At 60.0% G+C, this 16,280-nt stretch carries 19 protein-coding genes and 1 tRNA gene; 5 read left to right on the forward strand and 15 right to left on the reverse strand.

Features of this window, described 5'->3' with window-relative positions:
- Positions 1-17: 17 nt before the first annotated feature.
- Together A7317_RS21070 and A7317_RS21075 are read right to left on the reverse strand one after the other, a co-directional pair.
- Positions 18-764: a lysophospholipid acyltransferase family protein gene (locus A7317_RS21070; protein ID WP_024076916.1), complete on the reverse strand. Its 747-nt coding sequence runs from the start codon at positions 762-764 to the stop codon at positions 18-20.
- Positions 765-977: 213 nt separating this feature from the next.
- Complete coding sequence (locus A7317_RS21075; RefSeq protein WP_024076915.1) at positions 978-1,670, reverse strand: crotonase/enoyl-CoA hydratase family protein; 693 nt, start codon at positions 1,668-1,670, stop codon at positions 978-980.
- Positions 1,671-1,989: 319 nt separating this feature from the next.
- Here A7317_RS21075 and A7317_RS21080 point away from each other — a divergent pair.
- Positions 1,990-2,079: transfer RNA gene (locus tag A7317_RS21080), tRNA-Ser, on the forward strand.
- 149 nt (positions 2,080-2,228) lie between these two features.
- Here A7317_RS21080 and A7317_RS21085 read toward each other — a convergent pair.
- The 6 genes from A7317_RS21085 to A7317_RS21110 all read right to left on the reverse strand — a co-directional run bounded on the left by A7317_RS21085 (position 2,229) and on the right by A7317_RS21110 (position 6,741).
- Positions 2,229-3,269 (reverse strand): DMT family transporter, encoded by a 1,041-nt coding sequence (locus A7317_RS21085; protein WP_024076913.1) that lies wholly within the window; start codon positions 3,267-3,269, stop codon positions 2,229-2,231.
- A 77-nt stretch (positions 3,270-3,346) separates the two neighbouring features.
- Positions 3,347-3,682, reverse strand: coding sequence for a hypothetical protein (locus A7317_RS21090; protein WP_024076912.1), 336 nt, complete (start codon positions 3,680-3,682; stop codon positions 3,347-3,349).
- Between the two features lie 91 nt (positions 3,683-3,773).
- A complete protein-coding gene (locus A7317_RS21095) occupies positions 3,774-4,127 on the reverse strand; it encodes a gamma-glutamylcyclotransferase family protein (protein WP_024076911.1) in 354 nt (117 codons plus the stop codon).
- Between the two features lie 17 nt (positions 4,128-4,144).
- Positions 4,145-4,804 carry a M24 family metallopeptidase gene (locus A7317_RS21100; RefSeq protein WP_069076755.1) on the reverse strand — a complete coding sequence of 220 codons (660 nt, stop codon included), beginning with the start codon at positions 4,802-4,804 and terminating at the stop codon, positions 4,145-4,147.
- Positions 4,805-5,223: 419 nt separating this feature from the next.
- Positions 5,224-5,802: a DUF4337 domain-containing protein gene (locus tag A7317_RS21105; protein WP_024076909.1), complete on the reverse strand. Its 579-nt coding sequence runs from the start codon at positions 5,800-5,802 to the stop codon at positions 5,224-5,226.
- A gap of 54 nt (positions 5,803-5,856) precedes the next feature.
- Positions 5,857-6,741, reverse strand: a complete 885-nt coding sequence (locus A7317_RS21110; RefSeq protein WP_069076756.1) for a LysR family transcriptional regulator — start codon at positions 6,739-6,741, stop codon at positions 5,857-5,859.
- 93 nt (positions 6,742-6,834) lie between these two features.
- Here A7317_RS21110 and A7317_RS21115 point away from each other — a divergent pair, with 93 nt between their 5' ends.
- On the forward strand, positions 6,835-7,830 hold the full coding sequence (locus A7317_RS21115; RefSeq protein ID WP_069076757.1) for an NAD-dependent epimerase/dehydratase family protein: 996 nt from the start codon (positions 6,835-6,837) through the stop codon (positions 7,828-7,830).
- Here A7317_RS21115 and A7317_RS21120 read toward each other — a convergent pair.
- Entirely contained in the window at positions 7,790-8,146 is a 357-nt protein-coding gene (locus A7317_RS21120; protein ID WP_024076906.1) for a DUF2784 domain-containing protein, read from the reverse strand. The genes A7317_RS21115 and A7317_RS21120 overlap by 41 nt on opposite strands.
- A 109-nt stretch (positions 8,147-8,255) precedes the next feature.
- On the opposite strand from A7317_RS21120, the gene A7317_RS21125 reads away from it, so the two are divergent.
- A complete protein-coding gene (locus tag A7317_RS21125) occupies positions 8,256-8,942 on the forward strand; it encodes an HAD-IA family hydrolase (RefSeq protein ID WP_024076905.1) in 687 nt (228 codons plus the stop codon).
- Positions 8,943-9,325: 383 nt separating this feature from the next.
- On the opposite strand, the gene A7317_RS21130 is transcribed toward A7317_RS21125, so the two are convergent.
- Entirely contained in the window at positions 9,326-10,072 is a 747-nt protein-coding gene (locus A7317_RS21130) for a 3-oxoacyl-ACP reductase family protein (protein ID WP_024076904.1), read from the reverse strand.
- 125 nt (positions 10,073-10,197) lie between these two features.
- Between A7317_RS21130 and A7317_RS21135 the strand changes: the two genes are divergently transcribed.
- On the forward strand, positions 10,198-11,121 hold the full coding sequence (locus A7317_RS21135; protein ID WP_069076758.1) for a LysR family transcriptional regulator: 924 nt from the start codon (positions 10,198-10,200) through the stop codon (positions 11,119-11,121).
- A 31-nt stretch (positions 11,122-11,152) separates the two neighbouring features.
- Here the strand turns inward: A7317_RS21135 and A7317_RS21140 are convergent, their stop codons facing one another.
- The 3 genes from A7317_RS21140 to A7317_RS21150 all read right to left on the reverse strand — a co-directional run bounded on the left by A7317_RS21140 (position 11,153) and on the right by A7317_RS21150 (position 14,629).
- On the reverse strand, positions 11,153-11,881 hold the full coding sequence (locus tag A7317_RS21140) for an aspartate/glutamate racemase family protein (RefSeq protein WP_024076902.1): 729 nt from the start codon (positions 11,879-11,881) through the stop codon (positions 11,153-11,155).
- Between the two features lie 13 nt (positions 11,882-11,894).
- The gene (locus A7317_RS21145; protein ID WP_024076901.1) at positions 11,895-13,424 is read right to left on the reverse strand and encodes an NCS1 family nucleobase:cation symporter-1; all 1,530 of its coding nucleotides are present in this window, start codon (positions 13,422-13,424) and stop codon (positions 11,895-11,897) included.
- A gap of 470 nt (positions 13,425-13,894) precedes the next feature.
- Entirely contained in the window at positions 13,895-14,629 is a 735-nt protein-coding gene (locus A7317_RS21150; protein WP_024076900.1) for a phosphoadenylyl-sulfate reductase, read from the reverse strand.
- A gap of 152 nt (positions 14,630-14,781) precedes the next feature.
- Here A7317_RS21150 and thrH point away from each other — a divergent pair, with 152 nt between their 5' ends.
- Positions 14,782-15,399: a bifunctional phosphoserine phosphatase/homoserine phosphotransferase ThrH gene (thrH, locus tag A7317_RS21155; protein WP_024076899.1), complete on the forward strand. Its 618-nt coding sequence runs from the start codon at positions 14,782-14,784 to the stop codon at positions 15,397-15,399.
- A 50-nt stretch (positions 15,400-15,449) separates the two neighbouring features.
- Here thrH and A7317_RS21160 read toward each other — a convergent pair whose 3' ends face one another.
- Together A7317_RS21160 and A7317_RS21165 are read right to left on the reverse strand one after the other, a co-directional pair.
- Positions 15,450-15,806, reverse strand: coding sequence for a helix-turn-helix domain-containing protein (locus tag A7317_RS21160; RefSeq protein WP_069077441.1), 357 nt, complete (start codon positions 15,804-15,806; stop codon positions 15,450-15,452).
- Positions 15,806-16,108, reverse strand: coding sequence for a type II toxin-antitoxin system HigB family toxin (locus A7317_RS21165; RefSeq protein ID WP_024076897.1), 303 nt, complete (start codon positions 16,106-16,108; stop codon positions 15,806-15,808). The genes A7317_RS21160 and A7317_RS21165 overlap by 1 nt, the downstream gene beginning before the upstream one ends.
- Between the last annotated feature and the right edge of the window lie 172 nt (positions 16,109-16,280).

Consider the following 16,280-nt stretch of genomic DNA (forward strand, 5'->3'; position numbering starts at 1 on the left):
GACAGGTGTTGGGCAGCTTAGCTTGAAGCGAGTTCTATTGTTGCGGCACTTTGCAGTTCCAGGTCCATTGCCTTGATGCACTCATCCATCTGCGCATGACACGCCTGCATCAACGCCGGGATGTCATCCGAAGTCAGGCCGATGGTAGGAATCGGCGGCAATGAGCGTATGAGTACATCACCGCTGTTCCAGCGGTTCAGTCGCATATGGGTGACGTAATTGCTCACGCACACCTGCACGATTGGCACACCCGCGGCCACCGCCATATGAAACGCGCCCTTCTTGAACGGCATCAGGCCACTGCCCAGGTTACGCGTGCCTTCCGGGAATACCCAGATCGACGTGTCCTTGTGCTGCAAGGTATGGGTGGTGGTCAGCATCGCCCGGCGTGCCTTGTATGCATTGCCCCGGTCGATCAGCACATTGCCCGCCAGCCAGAACAACTGGCCGAACAACGGCACCCATTTCAGGCTTTTCTTGGCGATGCACACCGTGCGGTGCGGCACCACGGTGCCGAGCACAAACAAGTCATAGTTGGACTGGTGGTTGGCGATGATCACGCACGTACCGGGCTTGTTGCGCAACGAGTCCACGTCGGCCTTCACGTTCAGGCGCAAGATCCACATGGCCGGCAGTGCATACAGGCGGGCACACAGGCGGCTGTTGTCCGGGTTGAACGGCCGGCAGATTCCCACCAGCACGCCCAGCCCACCGGCGGCAATAAAGTGCAGGCCCATCAATAACATACGCAACAGAAAAAGCATCGATACGGCTCATCGAGACAAAAGTGGGCGCAGTGTACGGATGTGCACTGAATTCGGCAATTGCGCCTAAATAGGGAGGAGATAGGCGATGTTTAAGTACATGTTTCAACAAGTGCTGACAGAGCCTGTCTAGAGCGGTGAGGGATGATTCGGATATGCCTGTAAGAAAAAGCCCGACTCAAGGTCGGGCTTTGGTGCAGCAGGTGTAGGCGATTAGCTGAGGATATGGCCCTGATCCTGGATGATGGCATCGTCCAAGGCTTCCAGCAGCCCACTGCGCACTTTCAACTTGGTGTGCTTGTGCGCGTTCATATTGAGCTTCTTCAACTGCCGTGCGGCTTCCAGCGCCGCTGCGTGCAACTCCTCCGGCGCCACCACCTTATCGAGGAAGCCGGCCTGCAACGCGCCCTGCGGGTCAAACATCTCGGCATTGATCACCGAGCGATGAAACGCCGACTTACGCAGACGATCCCGCGCCAGTTCGATACCCGCATGGTGCATGGTCATGCCGATCGCCACCTCATTCAGGCCGATACTGAACGGGCCCTCGACACCAATCCGATAATCCACCGACAACAGCAGGAACGCGCCCTTGGCCACCGCATGGCCTGGGCAAGCGACGATCACCGGGAACGGGTGCGACAACAGACGACGTGCCAGCGTCGAGCCCGACGTCACCAGGCTGATAGCCTCTTTAGGGCCGGCCGTCATCACCTTCAAATCGTAGCCACCCGACAAAATCCCCGGTGTACCGGTGATGATCACCACCGCCCGGTCTTTCTCTGCCTGATCCAGCGCTTCGTTAAATGCGCTGACCACCGCTGGAGAAATGGCGTTCACCTTGCCGTTGCTCAAGGTCAGTGTGGCGATACCGTCTTCGAGGTGGTAGGAGATCAACTCACTCATGACGCGGTTCCTTGTAGGATTTGTTATAGACGTATGCAGCAGACGTTACCCACCACGCCCGCCCTGGTAAAGCACCATGACTGACTACCCAGTCAGACTTTTCCCGTATACCCGACGGCAGACGGCCTAGGGCAGGGCACAGCAGCCAGGGTAGACCCTCGCGATCAGTGCCTGAGATTGGCACAATCACCCTCCTGCGCCGCCCCCACGCCGACATACCCCCTAACCGCATGAAAATTCTGAAAAAAACCTTTGCCATCAGAAAGGCTTTCGACTACATTAGCGCGCCTCGACAGACTGAACTGGTTTGACGAGATACGGTGAAGTGTCCGAGTGGCTTAAGGAGCACGCCTGGAAAGTGTGTATACAAGAAATTGTATCGAGAGTTCGAATCTCTCCTTCACCGCCACATTCTACAAACACAAACCCCTGATTTTCCAAGAGAAAGTCGGGGGTTTGTGGTTTTTGGCGTCTGAAAAAAGTCATCTGGGACAGCGCTGGGACAGGTACGTGACTCATATTTAAAAGACCGCCGATCACACGCCCCCCAACCCCTCTTCAATGCCTATGCCGATGATGCACATCCGGAAAATGTGCATGGCTATGCTTCATCGCACCATGCATATGCACATGACTATGTGGCACCTTCGCATCCCACTCAAACCCATGCTCATGCTGGTGATGTTCATCGTGCACATGCCAATGCCCGTGCTCAGTCGCTTCATGTTGATGCTCATGGGCGTGCCGCTCCGTCAGGTGCAGCCACACCCCTACGGCCATCAGCGCGGACGCTATCCAGAAGGCCGCTGACACCGACTCCCCCAACGCCAGCAGCGCAATCGCGGCGCCCAGGAACGGCGCGGTCGAGAAATAGGCCCCCGTGCGCGCGCTGCCCAGCCCGCGCAGTGCCAGTACAAACAGGACCAGGCTGATGCCGTAGCCCAGGAAGCCGACCAACAGGATCGGCCCCAGTTGCGCGGCACTGGGTAGCTGCGCGCCGAGATAAAGCGCCAGGCTGCAATTGACCAGGCCCGCCATCAACCCCTTGGCGCCGGCGATAAACAGTGCGTCCGACGCCGACACCTTGCGCGTCAGGTTGTTATCGATCCCCCAGCACAGGCAGGCCACGGCTACTGCCAGCGGGCCGGTCCAGTCGTGGCTTGGGCCGCCGCCTTCGGGCCATGACAGCACGACGCCGCCCAGCACGATGGCGAGCATGCCGAGGACGATGCGTCGATCCGCGTTTTCCCGGAATACCAGCCAGGCGATGACGGCGGTCAGTACCGATTCTAGGTTGAGCATCAGGGAGGCCGTCGAGCCGGTGGTGCGGGTAAGGCCGAACATCAGGGCCACGGGGCCGAGGATGCCGCCGAATGCGATGGCACCGAGCAGCCAGGGCCATTCAGGTGCGGTCAGGCCGGTGGGTTTCCAGCCGCGATCACGGATGAGGCGTACGGCACTCAGGCCAATACCGCTGCCGAGGTAGAGCAGGCCGGCGAGCAAGATGGGCGAGAGGCCCAGGCCGAGGCTTTTGGCGAGCGGGGTGCTGGCGCCGAACAGCGCGGCGGCGGCGAGTGCGTAGACGATACTGAGGTTCATGGGCCATCCTCGGAAGGTTGGCCCATGATACGTCGCTCACTCGGGTTAAATCCCGGGCGAATACAGCAACGTGAGGTTTATTGCGCTTTTTTCAGCTTGATCACATCACCGGAAATGTTGGTGGTGTAACCGCTCAGCACCCAAGCCCAGAACCATTTTTCCTGTACTTGTGTGTTGATCAGCGCGTCGCCGCCTTTTGCCTTGATGGCAGCATCCTGTGCACGCACGAAACGGCTGTTCTGGCCGATCGGGATGACGCCGAACAGCATGATGCCGGTGGCGCTGGCTTCGCTGTGGCCCAGCACGGTGTATTGATTGCTGTCGTACTGCGGGGATTTGATGGCGGTGCCGGTGCAACCTGCGAGGGCGAAACCGAGAACAGCTGCTGCAACCACTTTACTGACGTACTTCACTGAGTAACTCCATGGGCTGAATCCCGAGATTCAATTCTCGGGGGCGACACTTTAATCGCTCCTGTAACAGATTGAAATAAAAGCGCCTGCGTCAGGCTTGCACATACACCCACGCGGTGAGGCCCGAGGCCAGCGCCACCGATACCCGCTTGTAGTCCGACACTTCGTACGCATCCGCCGCCGCCAGCTCCTGCTCGGTGATCTGGAACACCATCCCGTCGACGCTGGCGCCTTGCTCGAGGGTCGGCGCCACGATCGGATGATGGGTCTTGCCACTGGTGGCCAGGACGTGCGGGTCGGTGATTTCTACCCAGCGTTGCGAGTAGCCCAGCATGGCGTCGTGATGGCCGCTCAGTTCGCGGCCGAAGTTAGCCAGTTGTACGGCTTTGTCCTGCAAGGTGCCGTAGGAAAACAACAGCACGGGAAATTCGGTTGAGCGTTCCATTTCTGTTCCTTGAAGGGTCAGGCGAGCAGGTCTTCGTAGAAGGCGCCGTAGGGTTGGGTCGGGTGGGCGATCTGGATCTCGAGAATCCACAACCCGGCATTCGGACAGTGCTCGAAATCACCCAGGTCGCCGCCACGATGAATGGCGTGGGGAAAGTCGCTGACACGGTGGCCCTTGATGTCCAGGTTCAACCGCCAGCCCATGGCGCGCGCTTGTTCTTCGGCGTAGCGGTAGAGTTCGAGGCCGACCACCTGGTCGTTTTTCCAGCGCGATTGTACGCGGTCGAACAGCTCCTTGGCGGCGCTGGCGCAGGCGATCATGTCCGGGTCGGTGCCGGTGGCGAATGTCGCGCCGGCGTCACCTTCGTGGCCTTGCCACACGGCGCCCATGTCGATGAAGAATATATCGTTGTCGCCCAGCACCGGGTCGCCTTCGGAACGTTGCTTGAAGGTCTTGAGGGTGTTGGCGCCGAAGCGCACCAGCAGCGGGTGCCAGATGCGTTGCATGTTCAGGTCGGCGAGCACTTGCTTGCCCAGTTCACGCGCTTGGGACTCGAGCATACCGGGGCGGATGCGCTGTGAAAGGTGTTCGATGGCTTGCCAGGTCATGGCCTGGGCGTAGCGCATGGATTCGATGCTGTAGGCGGCGCCCACGGCTTCTTTGGGTTGTGCGGACACCGGTGTTTCCTCGAGTTGAATAGCATCAGGCGTTATGCGTTTAACTATATAGCGACTCGCAGGCAGAGCCAAAGCGCAAAGGGGCTGTGCGACGACGTTTTCTGTCGAAAACACCTGCTGGGGTTGATGAGTCAAGCGTCAACGAGGCCGTAATCTTCTCAAGCATAAAACGACCGAATTTGTGTGGCGGGCCTGTTGTAGTGAGCGGGCTTATTGTGGTGATCGGGCCTGTTGTGGCGAGCGGGCTTGCCCCGCGTTGGGCTGCGAAGCGGCCCCAAAACCTGGCGATTTAATATGCCTGGATAAACGCGGTGGCCTTATTGGGGCTGCTTCGCAGCCCAACGCGGGGCAAGCCCGCTCGCCACAACAGGCCCGCTCGCCACAGGGGGGCGACAGCACTCGCAAGGTTTTTATGCCCCTCAGACATGCAACCAGGCCAGGCTCCCCAGCAGCATCGCCACACCCGCTGCCGTATACGACAGCCGCTTCAACCACTCTTTCCTCGTCAACAACGTGATCGCCGCCAACGAGATCGCGATCTGGATCGCGGTCATCGCTTGGGCCCAGCGGTGATGCTGGTGCAGCGCCTGTTCGGATTTTTCATCCCAGGCTTTCGAGGTCGCTTCGAGTTTCTCGGCCTGCTTGCGCACTTCTTCCTTCTGGTTCCTGTAGCGCTCGATCTCATCCTTGTAGTGCGCGGCGTCCACACCAGGAATATGGGTGGCCAGTTCCGCCAGGTTTTGCCGGCTGGATTTGGCCTGGTAGTAGTTCCATTGGTTGGCGGCTTCGGTCTTGATGATGGCGGCGTTGTTCTTGTCCATCGCCGCTTCGCTTTCGGTGGAGCCGGCCTGGTAGCTGAGCATGGCACCCAAGGTGGCCATCAGGGCGGTCATCACGGCGATGCGGCTGGCGAAACTGTCGCCGCGTCCGTGGGCATGTTCAGTGGTGTGTTCGATGTGTTTTTCGTGGGGGCTGGGGACTTCGAAGGCTTCGGACATGGGGGCGTCTATGAAGGGAGTGAGGGAGTCTGATTCTTTACCAGTGAAGCTGTCTCAATCCTGTACGTAACGCTGCAAACCCTGCACGAGGGCATCGAATGTGACCCGGCAGCGCGGGCTGTTGCGCAGGTCTTCATGCATGGTCACCCAGGTGTCGAGTTTCAGCGCGAAGGCCTGCGGCAATACGCGCCGCAAGCGCGGGTCTCGTTTGGCCAATTGCACCTGGCATCCACCGATACCGGCGCCGGCGCGGATCAGGGCCAGTTGGGCCAGGTCGCTGTCGCTGCTGAAGGCAAAGTCGCTGCGTTCGAAGCCGGTGATGGCCACGCTGCGGATAAACGCGTTGGCCTGGTCGTAGCCGATCACCGAATGGTCGGTGAGGTCTTTCAACACCTGGGGTATGCCGTGTTGTTGCAGGTAATCGTCGCGGGCGTGCAGGCCGACTTCGATCAGGCCGATGCGCTGTGCCAGCAGTTGTTCCTGGCTCGGGCGCACCATGCGCACGGCGATGTCGGCTTCCAGTTGCAGTAGGTCGCTGAGGCGGTTGGTCAGTACCAGTTCGACCTTGAGATGCGGGTGCTGCCGGCGCAAGTGCGTGATGATCGACGGCAGCACTTCCACGCCGACCACTTCGCTGGCCGACACGCGCACCACGCCGCGCACTTCGTCGCCCTGAGATGACGCGGCGCGCTCAAGGGCGGCGGCGGTGCGCTCCATGGTTTCGGCATGGGCGCGCAAGGTGTGGGCTACCGCGGTGGGCAGTAAGCCCGTGGGGGAGCGGGTGAACAGCACCACGCCCAGGGCACTTTCCAGCGCAGCGATGTGCCGACCGACCGTGGGCTGTGTAATGCCAAGCAGCCGCGCGGCCCCTGACAGCGACCCCTCCTTGAGTACCCCGAGGAACGACCGGTAAAGCTCCCATCCAATGCTTGATACCATGCATAAATGTATAGCGACTGGATGGTCTTCGGCAATTTATCTATAGCAGGGCCGCGCACACAATGGCCTCACCAACCACTGTGGGAGAGGATGATGAGCAAGGTTCTGGTATTGGGTGCCACCGGTGGCATTGGCGGCGAAGTGGCGCGGCAGTTGAGCGCGGCGGGCTGGGAGGTGTGTGCGTTGACCCGGGATGTCGACAAGGCCCGTCGCCAGAATCCCGCCCTTACCTGGCTCAAGGGCGATGCCCTTGATCGCGCGGCGGTGATCGCGGCCGCCCGTGGTTGCGCGGTGATCGTCCACGGGGTCAACCCGCCGGGCTACCGCCATTGGGCCGAGCAGGTGCTGCCGATGATCGACAACAGCATCGCCGCCGCCATCGCCGAAGGTGCCACCATCGTACTGCCCGGTACGGTCTACAACTTCGGGCCGGATGCGTTTCCCGTGTTGCACGAAGACTCGCCCCAGCACCCGCAGACTCGCAAGGGCGCGATCCGGGTCCAGCTTGAGCAACGTTTACGGGAGGCGTCCCAGCAGGGCGCCCGGGTGTTGATCGTGCGCGCCGGTGACTTTTTCGGTACCCGGCTGGCCAATAACTGGTTTGCCCAAGGGTTGGTCAAACCCGGCAAACCCGTACGCCGCGTCAGCTATCCCGGTGCCCCTGGGGTGGCCCATCAATGGGCCTACCTGCCGGATGTGGCGCGTACCGTGTTGGAGTTGATCGAGCGCCGCGCGACCCTCGACGCCTTCGCCTGTTTTCATATGGCCGGGCATGTGGATACGGATGGCACGCAGATGACCCAGGCGATCCAGCGCGTGGTGTTGCGCCGGACAGGCCAGCAACCCCAGGTCGGCGCGTTCCCCTGGTGGCTGTTGACGTTGGCGATGCCCTTTGTCGTGACCATGCGCGAGATGCAGGAGATGCGCTACCTGTGGCACACCCCGTTGCGCCTGGATAACCAGCGCTTGCTGGCGACCCTCGGCCACGAGCCCCACACCCCGCTGGAGCAGGCAGTAGAGGCCACATTGGAGGGCTTGGGTTGCTTGCCTACGCCCGCCTGGTCAGGCGCACATACACCGCAAGGTTGACCAGCACCACCACGGCGCCCAACACCAGTTGAATGTTCGGCGTCAGGCCGGCGGGGTAGATCAGCGTCAGGATGTAATGCTCGATAAAGCCACCGCCATAGCCGTCTTGCCCGGCCAGGTGGCGAAACAGGTTTTCCCAGCGGGTCAGCGGACACGGCAGGTGGAACACCTCCACCGCAATGCCCCAGGCGACCGCAGGTCCATGCAGCCACAGCACCCCACGCCACTTGAGGGCGAGCAACCCGCCGAACAGCACGAACACAATGAAGGACAGATGGAACAGCACCAGGCTGTCGGCGGCCAGACGGTAGAGCATCACGGGCACTTCAAAAGGAGGGCCCCACAGTCTAAAGGGTTGCCTGCTGGCAAGGGGGGCCGTTATTGTGCTGAATCCTTTTAGTCCTTCCCCCCAAGGATCTGTAGTGATGAATGCACCGCGTACCGCCGCTCCGATCAAGGCCGTCATTTTCGATATGGACGGTTTGCTGCTGGATACAGAAGGCATCTACACCGAAGTGACGCAGATCATCGCCGAACGCTACGGCCGTACCTATGACTGGGGGATCAAGCAGCACATCATCGGGCGAGGCGCCCAGGACCTGGCCGACTATGTGGTCAAGGCGCTGGACTTGCCGATCACATCGGCGCAATTCCTCGAAATCCGTGAACCGCTGATGAGCGAGCGGTTCCCCAGGGCCCTGGGCATGCCCGGTGCCGAGGCGTTGGTGCGGCACTTGAAGGCGCACAATATTCCGATTGCCGTGGGCACCAGTTCGTCGCGCAATTCGTTTGGCCATAAAACCACCCTGCACCGCGAGTGGTTCAGCCTGTTCGGCACCATCGTCACCGCTGACGACCCGGAAGTCGGTGCCGCCAAACCTGCGCCGGACATCTTCCTCACCGCCGCCCGCCGCCTGGGTATCGCGCCACAGGACTGCCTGGTGTTCGAAGACTCACCGTTCGGCGTCACCGCTGCAAAAGCCGCGCGCATGACCGCCATCGCCGTGCCTGATGAAGCCATGGCCGACAGCAAGTACCACCACGCCGACCAGATCATCCGCAAACTCGCGGACTTTGACCTGGCGGCCTATGGCTTGCCGCCAATGTCCTGATTCACCACGATCAAACGGTGGGAGGGCCCACTGCCTCTGTGGCGAGCGGGCTATTGTGGCGAGCGGGCTTGTTGTGGTGAACGGGCTTGTTGTGGCGAGCGGGCTTGTTGTGGTGAGCGGGCTTGCCCCGCGTTGGGCTGCGAAGCAGCCCCAAAACCTGGCGATTCAATATGCCTGGATAAACGCGGTAGCCTTATTGGGGCCGCTTCGCAGCCCAACGCGGGGCAAGCCCGCTCACCACAACAAGCCCGCTCGCCACAAAAATCGGTCGCTTAGTGAAATATTTAATACTTAAGAATCAATAAGTTACTTTGTTGAGAAGAGGGAGCACGTCGAATCGTCGCTCCCCCTCCCTCATTTGGTTTTTGCAGGGCTTCAGAAAATCAGGCGCTGAACCCACCGTCGATAGTCAGGCTGGCACCGGTGATATACCCGGCTTCAGGCCCGGCCAGATACGCCACAAAGCTGGCAATCTCTTCCACATGCCCATAACGCCCGACTGCCATCAACCCGATCAGGCTCTCGGCAAATTCGCTGTTCGCCGGGTTCATATCGGTGTCCACCGGCCCCGGTTGCACATTATTGATGGTGATCCCACGTGGCCCCAGGTCTCGCGCCAACCCTTTGGTCAAGCCGACCAGCGCGGCCTTGCTCATCGCGTATGGCCCACCCCCGCCAAACGGCATGCGCTCGGCGTTGGTGCTGCCGATGTTGATCACCCGGCCACCTTCGCCCATATGCTTGGCGGCTTCCTGGGTCGCGATAAACACACTGCGCACGTTGATCGCCAACGTCTGGTCGAAGTCTTCCAGCTTGAAGTCTTCCAGCGGTGCGATGGCCAGTACGCCAGCGTTGTTCACCAGGATATCCAGGCGGCCAAACGCTTTGACGGTGGCATTCACGGCATTGCGAATCGCTGCCGCATCGGCACTGTCGGCATGGATCGCCAGGGCCTTGCCGCCTGTGCTGAGCACATCGTTTTGCAGTTCCTCAGCCTTTGCGGCCGAGCTGACGTAGGTAAACGCGACGGCTGCGCCCTGCGCCGCCAGGCGCTTGACGATGGCAGCGCCGATGCCACGGGAACCGCCTTGAATCAAGGCAACTTTGCCGCTGAGGTTGTGGGTGGTCATGTCGATCTCCAAAGGGTCCAAGGCGGTATGCCTTGTTGATGGGACCGAGTATCGACCTCGCCTGCCCATGCCGGTAGACGGTGATTGCTATAGTCTGTGTAAACCAAAATTTTGGAGTGGGCGATATGGAGAGCTTTGGCGGTATCGAATGCTTTGTGCGCAGCGCCGAAGGCGGCAGCTTTGCCGAAGCGGCCCGGCACTTGAGCCTGACCCCGGCAGCGGTAGGAAAAAGCGTCGCCAAACTGGAAGTGCGCCTCGGTGTGCGTCTGTTCCAGCGCAGCACCCGCCGCCTGGCCTTGACCGAAGCCGGCAAGCTGTTCCTCGAAGAGGTCAGCGGCAGCCTCACCACCATCCAGAACGCCGTGGCCAACCTGGCCAGCGCCGAAGGGCGGCCGGTGGGCACGCTCAAGGTCAGCATGGGCACGGTATTTGGCAACCGCTATGTGGTGCCGCTGCTGGGGGCGTTTATGCAGCGCTTTCCGGATATCCGCCCGGACTGGCATTTCGATAACCGCCAGGTCGACCTGATCGGCCAGGGCTTCGATGCCGCCATCGGCGGTGGTTTTGAACTGCCCCAGGGCGTGGTGGCGCGCAAGTTGGCCCCCGCCCATCGGGTGCTGGTGGCATCGCCGGATTACCTGGCGCAACGCCCAGCGGTTTTGCTGCCCGAAGACTTGTCGCGGTGCAGCGGCATTCTCATCCGCTCACCGCAAACCGGCCGCGTGCGCTCCTGGCAACTGACCAGCCTGGCCCGCGAACAGCGCCCGCTGCAGCTCAAGCCCGGCATGACCATGAGTGACTCCGAAGCCGCCTGCTGTGCCAGCGCCCAAGGCCTGGGTATCGCGCTGGTAAGCATGCCGATGGCGGTGCCGTTTCTGCACAGTGGCGAGGTGGTGCGGGTGTTGCCCGACTGGTACGTCGACGACGGCAACATCTCCATCTACTACGCCGAACACAAACTGCTGCCGGGCAAGACCCGGGCGTTTGTGGATTTCATCCTCGAGCAGTTTGTGGGGCAGGGCCTGGGCCTGCAGTTCAGCGCAATCTGAAACGGAGCAGCGCCCCTCCCACTTTTAATCTTCAGTGGCCGAACCGGGTCGGCCAGCCAATGACTTTCTTCGGCCGTGGTGTCGCGTAAGTCCTGATCTTCGATGTCGACAACCCCAACCGCACCAGGGATTCGGCAATGGTCACCGCTGCCGTTACCCCGTCCACCACCGGCACCCCGGTGCGTTGGCGAATCTGCTCATCCAGCCCGGCCATGCCGCCGCAGCCCAGGCAGATCACTTCGGCCTTGTCCTCGCGGATCGCCAGCTCTGCCTGGCGCACGATGGCTTCCATGGCGGCCAATGGGTCTTCTTCCAGCTCCAGCACCGCCATGCCACTGGCGCGCACCGAGGCGCAGCGCTGGTACAGCCCGGCCAGCTTCAGGCGGTCCTCGATCAGCGGCACCGTACGGTCCAGGGTGGTCACCACGGAGTAGGCATGGCCGAGGAACATCGCCGTGCTGGCCGCCGCTTCAGTGATGTCCACCACCGGCACGTCGAGCAACTCCTGCAAGCCTTCGCGGCCATGTTCGCCATAACCGGCCTGGATTACCGCATCGAAGGGCTGGTCATAGGCCATCACCCGGTCCATGACGGCGATGGCCGCCAGGTAGCTTTCAAAATTGCCCTCCACCGATTCAGCCCCGAAGTAGGGGGTGAGCCCGACAATCTCGGTGCCTGGCGACGCCACGGCCCGCGCTTGTTGGGCGATGGTTTCGGTAATGGATTCGGTGGTGTTGACGTTGACCACGAGGATGCGCATGGAAGGTCCTTGTTTAATGACTGACGTTATCGACTGCAATGCTTTCACCGCTGACATCGGCATAGAACGGCTGGCGCTTGGCGATCACCCGGTAGAGCAACCCTGCAATACCGGCGCCAAACAGCCAGGAAAACGGCGAGACGCTGGCAAAGCCCGGCAGCAGCGCCAGCAGGATGGCGATCACCGCCGCAGGAATGAACGCTGCTACCGCGCGCATATTCACGCCACGGCTGTAGTAATAAACGCCATTCGGGTCTTCGCTATACAGCTGCGGCACGTCCACCTGGCTTTTCCGAATCAGCCAGTAATCGACCATGATCACCCCGTACAACGGCCCCAGCAGCGCGCCCAGGCCGGAAAGGAAATACACGATCACCAACGGGCTGTTGTAGAGATTCCACGGCAGGATCAGTACCGCCACGGCGGCGCTGATCAAACCGGCGCGGCGGAAGTTCAGGTACTTGGGCGCCAGGTTGCTCAGCACAAAAGCCGGCGCGACGAAGTTGGCCATGATGTTCACCGCCACGGTGACGATCAGGAACGCCAGGCAGCCCAGCACCAGGAAGAAGGTATTGGGGATGGCTGCGATGATTTCGGTGGGGCTCTCGATCACCTGGCCGTTGAGCTGGAACTGCCCGCCGCAGAGCAGCACGGTAATCGCGGCGAACACCAGGATATTCACGGGCAGGCCCCAGAAGTTGCCGACCTGGATGGTCTTGCGGCACGGCGACGAGCGCGCGAAGTCGCAGAAGTTGAGGATCAACGTGCCGTAGATCGCCAGCCACAGCGCACCACCGGCAAAGATATTGCGCCACATCTCACCGCCGCTCAGCGGTTCGCGGATCGACCATGCAATGTGGCCGTCGGCCTGGAAGTACATCCAACCGGCCAGCGACGCGACGGTCAGCAAAATGACCGGCCCGGCGAAGCCTTCGTAGCGACGCACCGTTTCCATGCCGTAGGCCAGTATCACCAGTTGCACGAACCAGATGGTCACAAAGCACACCCAGCCCAGGCTCGACAAACCCAGGATCGAATTGTGGTCGTAGTCGCCGAACCCCGGATGAATCGCCGTCAGCAATACGCGGAAAACCACCGATGCGAGGTAGGTCTGGATACCAAACCAGGCAATCGCGATCACCGCCCGGATCAACGCCGGAATCTGCGCCCCGTGAATGCCGAAACTGATGCGGCTGATCACGGGAAACGGCACGCCGGTCTTTTGGCCCATATACCCCGACAAGTTCATGAAGAAGTACACCAGCGCCGCGCCTATCCCCAGGGATAACAAAATCTGCCAGCCACCCAGGCCCAACGCATATAAGCCGATGGCGAATGAATAGTTGGCAATGTTGTGCACGTCGTTGGTCCACAGCGCAAAGATGCTGTAGCGCCCCCAGCGTCGGCCTTCGACCTTGGTGGGTGCCAGGTCTTTGTTGTGCAGGCGCGGGCTGAGCACCAGCGGGCCGGGGCCGGCAGCCTCGGGGTTCAGGGCGGAGGAGGGCAGATCCAGTGCGATGTTGTTCGAGAGACTTGTACGCATTCCGGCAGGCTCCAGCACATCTGCAGGGAAGCTGCAGACTGCAAAGTGTATGTAGGTTTTGTATTTATTGTATACAAAGCGCATTTACACTTAAGCCACATGCGTGCCAGTTTTGGATCTATGAAAGCCCTGGCTAATTTCGTTTTTATAGGTGAGTTAAATAACTGGCTGAATTTGAAGAAATATAAATTGACCGATTGAACAGCTATTTATTTTTGCGTTGTCAGCGTGCGATTCGCCAGACCAACCGAGGGGAGGGGGGAGGTGTTACGTTATGGTGCGCATGAAGAGAAATTGCACACATAAATGGCACCAATGGTTACATGTATGTGTACATTTCTAGCACTCAACACAAACCAAATGTGGGAGGGGCGGTGCGACGATTCGACTTGCCCCCGATAGCGGAGTGTCAGTAACCATTGAGCTGACTGATTCACCGCAATCGGGGGCATTTTTTTACAGCATCAACTTCAAGCCTTGCTGATGATATTCCCAGCATGTAGCCCGCATTCCTTCTGCGTGGCTTCCTCCCACCACCAGCGGCCTTCACGCTCATGCTGGTTCGGCAGTACAGGGCGGGTGCACGGTTCACACCCGATGCTGATAAACCCGCGCTCATGCAGGCTGTTGTACGGCAGCTCCAGCATGCGGATGTACCCCCAGATCTCTTCACTGGTCATCTGCGCCAGCGGGTTGAACTTGTACAGGGTGCGTTCCGGGGTGGAGAAGGCGCTGTCGATTTCCAGCGCCGCCACTTGGCTGCGGGTGCCGGGGCTCTGGTCGCGGCGCTGGCCGGTGGCCCAGGCGCGGACGTCGGAGAGTTTGCGGCGTAGCGGTTCGATCTTGCGGACACCGCAGCATTCGCCATGGCCGTCCTTGTAGAAGCTGAACAGGCCTTTTTCTTTGACGAAGGGTTCCAGCTTGCTCTGGTCCGGCGAGATCAGTTCGATATCGATCTTGTAGAACTCGCGCACCTGCTCGATAAACCGGTAGGTCTCCGGGTGCAGGCGGCCGGTGTCGAGGCTGAACACCTTGACGTTCTTGTTCAGCTTCCAGGCCATGTCCACCAGCACCACATCCTCGGCACCGCTGAAGGAAATCCACAGGTCATCACCGAACTGGCTGAACGCCAGCTTGAGAATGTCCTGGGCAGACTTGTTGGCATAAGTCGCGGCGAGTTCAACGACATCGAAGGCTTGGTTCATCAGGACGGTTCCTACAGGTCAATGGCGCTGAGCGCTCTATAGGGGAGCGATGGTATCAAAATCCGTCCCGCGTTGCGGCGGCGGGCTTGAATCGCTAGAGTTCGGCAGTCCTTTTGCTCGCTCGACTTGAACAATATAACTAGGAGTGTCTTGTGGAAATTGCCTGTCTCGACCTGGAAGGGGTGCTAGTTCCGGAAATCTGGATCGCCTTCGCTGAAAAAACCGGTATTGAATCCCTGCGGGCGACCACCCGGGACATTCCCGACTACGACGTGCTGATGAAGCAACGCCTGCGCATCCTCGATGAACACGGGCTCAAGCTGGCCGATATCCAGGAAGTGATCGCCACGCTCAAGCCGCTGGAAGGCGCCATCGAGTTCGTCAACTGGCTGCGCGAGCGCTTCCAGGTAGTGATCCTGTCCGACACCTTCTACGAATTTTCCCAGCCGTTGATGCGCCAGTTGGGCTTTCCGACCTTGCTGTGCCACCGCCTGATCACCGACGACAGCGACCGTGTGATCAGCTACCAACTGCGCCAGAAAGACCCCAAGCGCCAGTCGGTACTGTCGTTCAAGAGCCTGTACTACCGCGTGATCGCGGCCGGCGATTCCTACAACGACACCAGCATGCTGGGTGAGGCCGACCGTGGGATTCTGTTCCATGCGCCAGAGAATGTGATCCGCGAATTCCCGCAATTCCCGGCGGTGCATACGTTTGAAGATTTGAAGAAAGAGTTCATCAAGGCTTCGAATCGGCTGTTGAGCCTTTAATTTTTTCGGCCGGGCTGATGGGACGGGTAAAGCCACTGCCTATGTTCCTGTCAGCCCTCTGCAAGCAATCGCTCATAAGGAATACTCAAGCCTTCATGCAGTCGCTTGATCATCGACAAGCTCAGCTTGCGCTTGTGATTCAGCACTTCGGATACACGTCCGCTCGTCCCGATGAAAGGCTCAAGATCCCGGGCGGTCATACCTAGCTGTTCCATGCGAAATTTAATCGCTTCCACCGGGTCTGACGGGGGGATGGGATAGTGCTGCGCCTCGTATTTTTCGATGAGTATTGCGAGGACTTCCAGCTCATCACCCTCTGGCGAGCCTGGTTGCGCTCCCCATATCTGCTCCACGCGCGCAAGCGCAGCGGTCAGGTCCTCTCGGGAATGTATCGGTTTGATGTTCATCATACGGTCTCCGCATTGATCTGATCGTATTGCGCATGAGTTCCTACGAACCGTATGAACCCAAGCTGTCGCTGGTAATCGATCGCCATGATCACTCGATATTTGTTGCCGCCCACGTTGAATACAACCCTGCCACCTTTGAGAATGCTCGCGGTCCTGAGCTCTGCCTTGAGTGCTTGTGGCGTCGGGTAAATTGCCTTTTCCATATGCCGATACAATTCAATAAGCGGCGCTTTTGCATCGATATAGGCGGGTTGGTTTTCCCAGAATATTCGTAAGGTCGATAGAGCGATTATCCGCATCGCTGCAACCTCCCAATTTGGGAGATGGTAGGTGCGATTGAGAGGAGATGCAATCTCGGAAATATTTCCTGAAGGGTAGGCAGTCGCTTCATGTGATCCTTCACAGACGGCGGGTGGACGGTTGACGCCGGACGCTATCCTCCGACGTTCAACTGCGTCTACTGCGGGTCTG

This window comes from Pseudomonas fluorescens, assembly GCF_001708445.1.
GTDB classification, from domain to species: Bacteria; Pseudomonadota; Gammaproteobacteria; order Pseudomonadales; family Pseudomonadaceae; genus Aquipseudomonas; species Aquipseudomonas gorinensis.

What these genes read in the sequence shown, in the direction of transcription:
- A7317_RS21115 (WP_069076757.1), top strand. Translation starts at nt 6,835, where the DNA reads ATGAGCAAGGTTCTGGTATTGGGTGCCACCGGTGGCATTGGCGGCGAA.
- A7317_RS21125 (WP_024076905.1), top strand. Translation starts at nt 8,256, where the DNA reads ATGAATGCACCGCGTACCGCCGCTCCGATCAAGGCCGTCATTTTCGAT.
- A7317_RS21070 (WP_024076916.1), bottom strand. Translation starts at nt 764, where the DNA reads ATGCTTTTTCTGTTGCGTATGTTATTGATGGGCCTGCACTTTATTGCC.
- A7317_RS21105 (WP_024076909.1), bottom strand. Translation starts at nt 5,802, where the DNA reads ATGTCCGAAGCCTTCGAAGTCCCCAGCCCCCACGAAAAACACATCGAA.
- A7317_RS21140 (WP_024076902.1), bottom strand. Translation starts at nt 11,881, where the DNA reads ATGCGCATCCTCGTGGTCAACGTCAACACCACCGAATCCATTACCGAA.
- A7317_RS21075 (WP_024076915.1), bottom strand. Translation starts at nt 1,670, where the DNA reads ATGAGTGAGTTGATCTCCTACCACCTCGAAGACGGTATCGCCACACTG.
- A7317_RS21165 (WP_024076897.1), bottom strand. Translation starts at nt 16,108, where the DNA reads ATGCGGATAATCGCTCTATCGACCTTACGAATATTCTGGGAAAACCAA.
- A7317_RS21085 (WP_024076913.1), bottom strand. Translation starts at nt 3,269, where the DNA reads ATGAACCTCAGTATCGTCTACGCACTCGCCGCCGCCGCGCTGTTCGGC.
- A7317_RS21135 (WP_069076758.1), top strand. Translation starts at nt 10,198, where the DNA reads ATGGAGAGCTTTGGCGGTATCGAATGCTTTGTGCGCAGCGCCGAAGGC.
- A7317_RS21095 (WP_024076911.1), bottom strand. Translation starts at nt 4,127, where the DNA reads ATGGAACGCTCAACCGAATTTCCCGTGCTGTTGTTTTCCTACGGCACC.
- A7317_RS21110 (WP_069076756.1), bottom strand. Translation starts at nt 6,741, where the DNA reads ATGGTATCAAGCATTGGATGGGAGCTTTACCGGTCGTTCCTCGGGGTA.
- A7317_RS21150 (WP_024076900.1), bottom strand. Translation starts at nt 14,629, where the DNA reads ATGAACCAAGCCTTCGATGTCGTTGAACTCGCCGCGACTTATGCCAAC.
- A7317_RS21130 (WP_024076904.1), bottom strand. Translation starts at nt 10,072, where the DNA reads ATGACCACCCACAACCTCAGCGGCAAAGTTGCCTTGATTCAAGGCGGT.
- A7317_RS21145 (WP_024076901.1), bottom strand. Translation starts at nt 13,424, where the DNA reads ATGCGTACAAGTCTCTCGAACAACATCGCACTGGATCTGCCCTCCTCC.
- A7317_RS21120 (WP_024076906.1), bottom strand. Translation starts at nt 8,146, where the DNA reads ATGCTCTACCGTCTGGCCGCCGACAGCCTGGTGCTGTTCCATCTGTCC.
- A7317_RS21160 (WP_069077441.1), bottom strand. Translation starts at nt 15,806, where the DNA reads ATGAACATCAAACCGATACATTCCCGAGAGGACCTGACCGCTGCGCTT.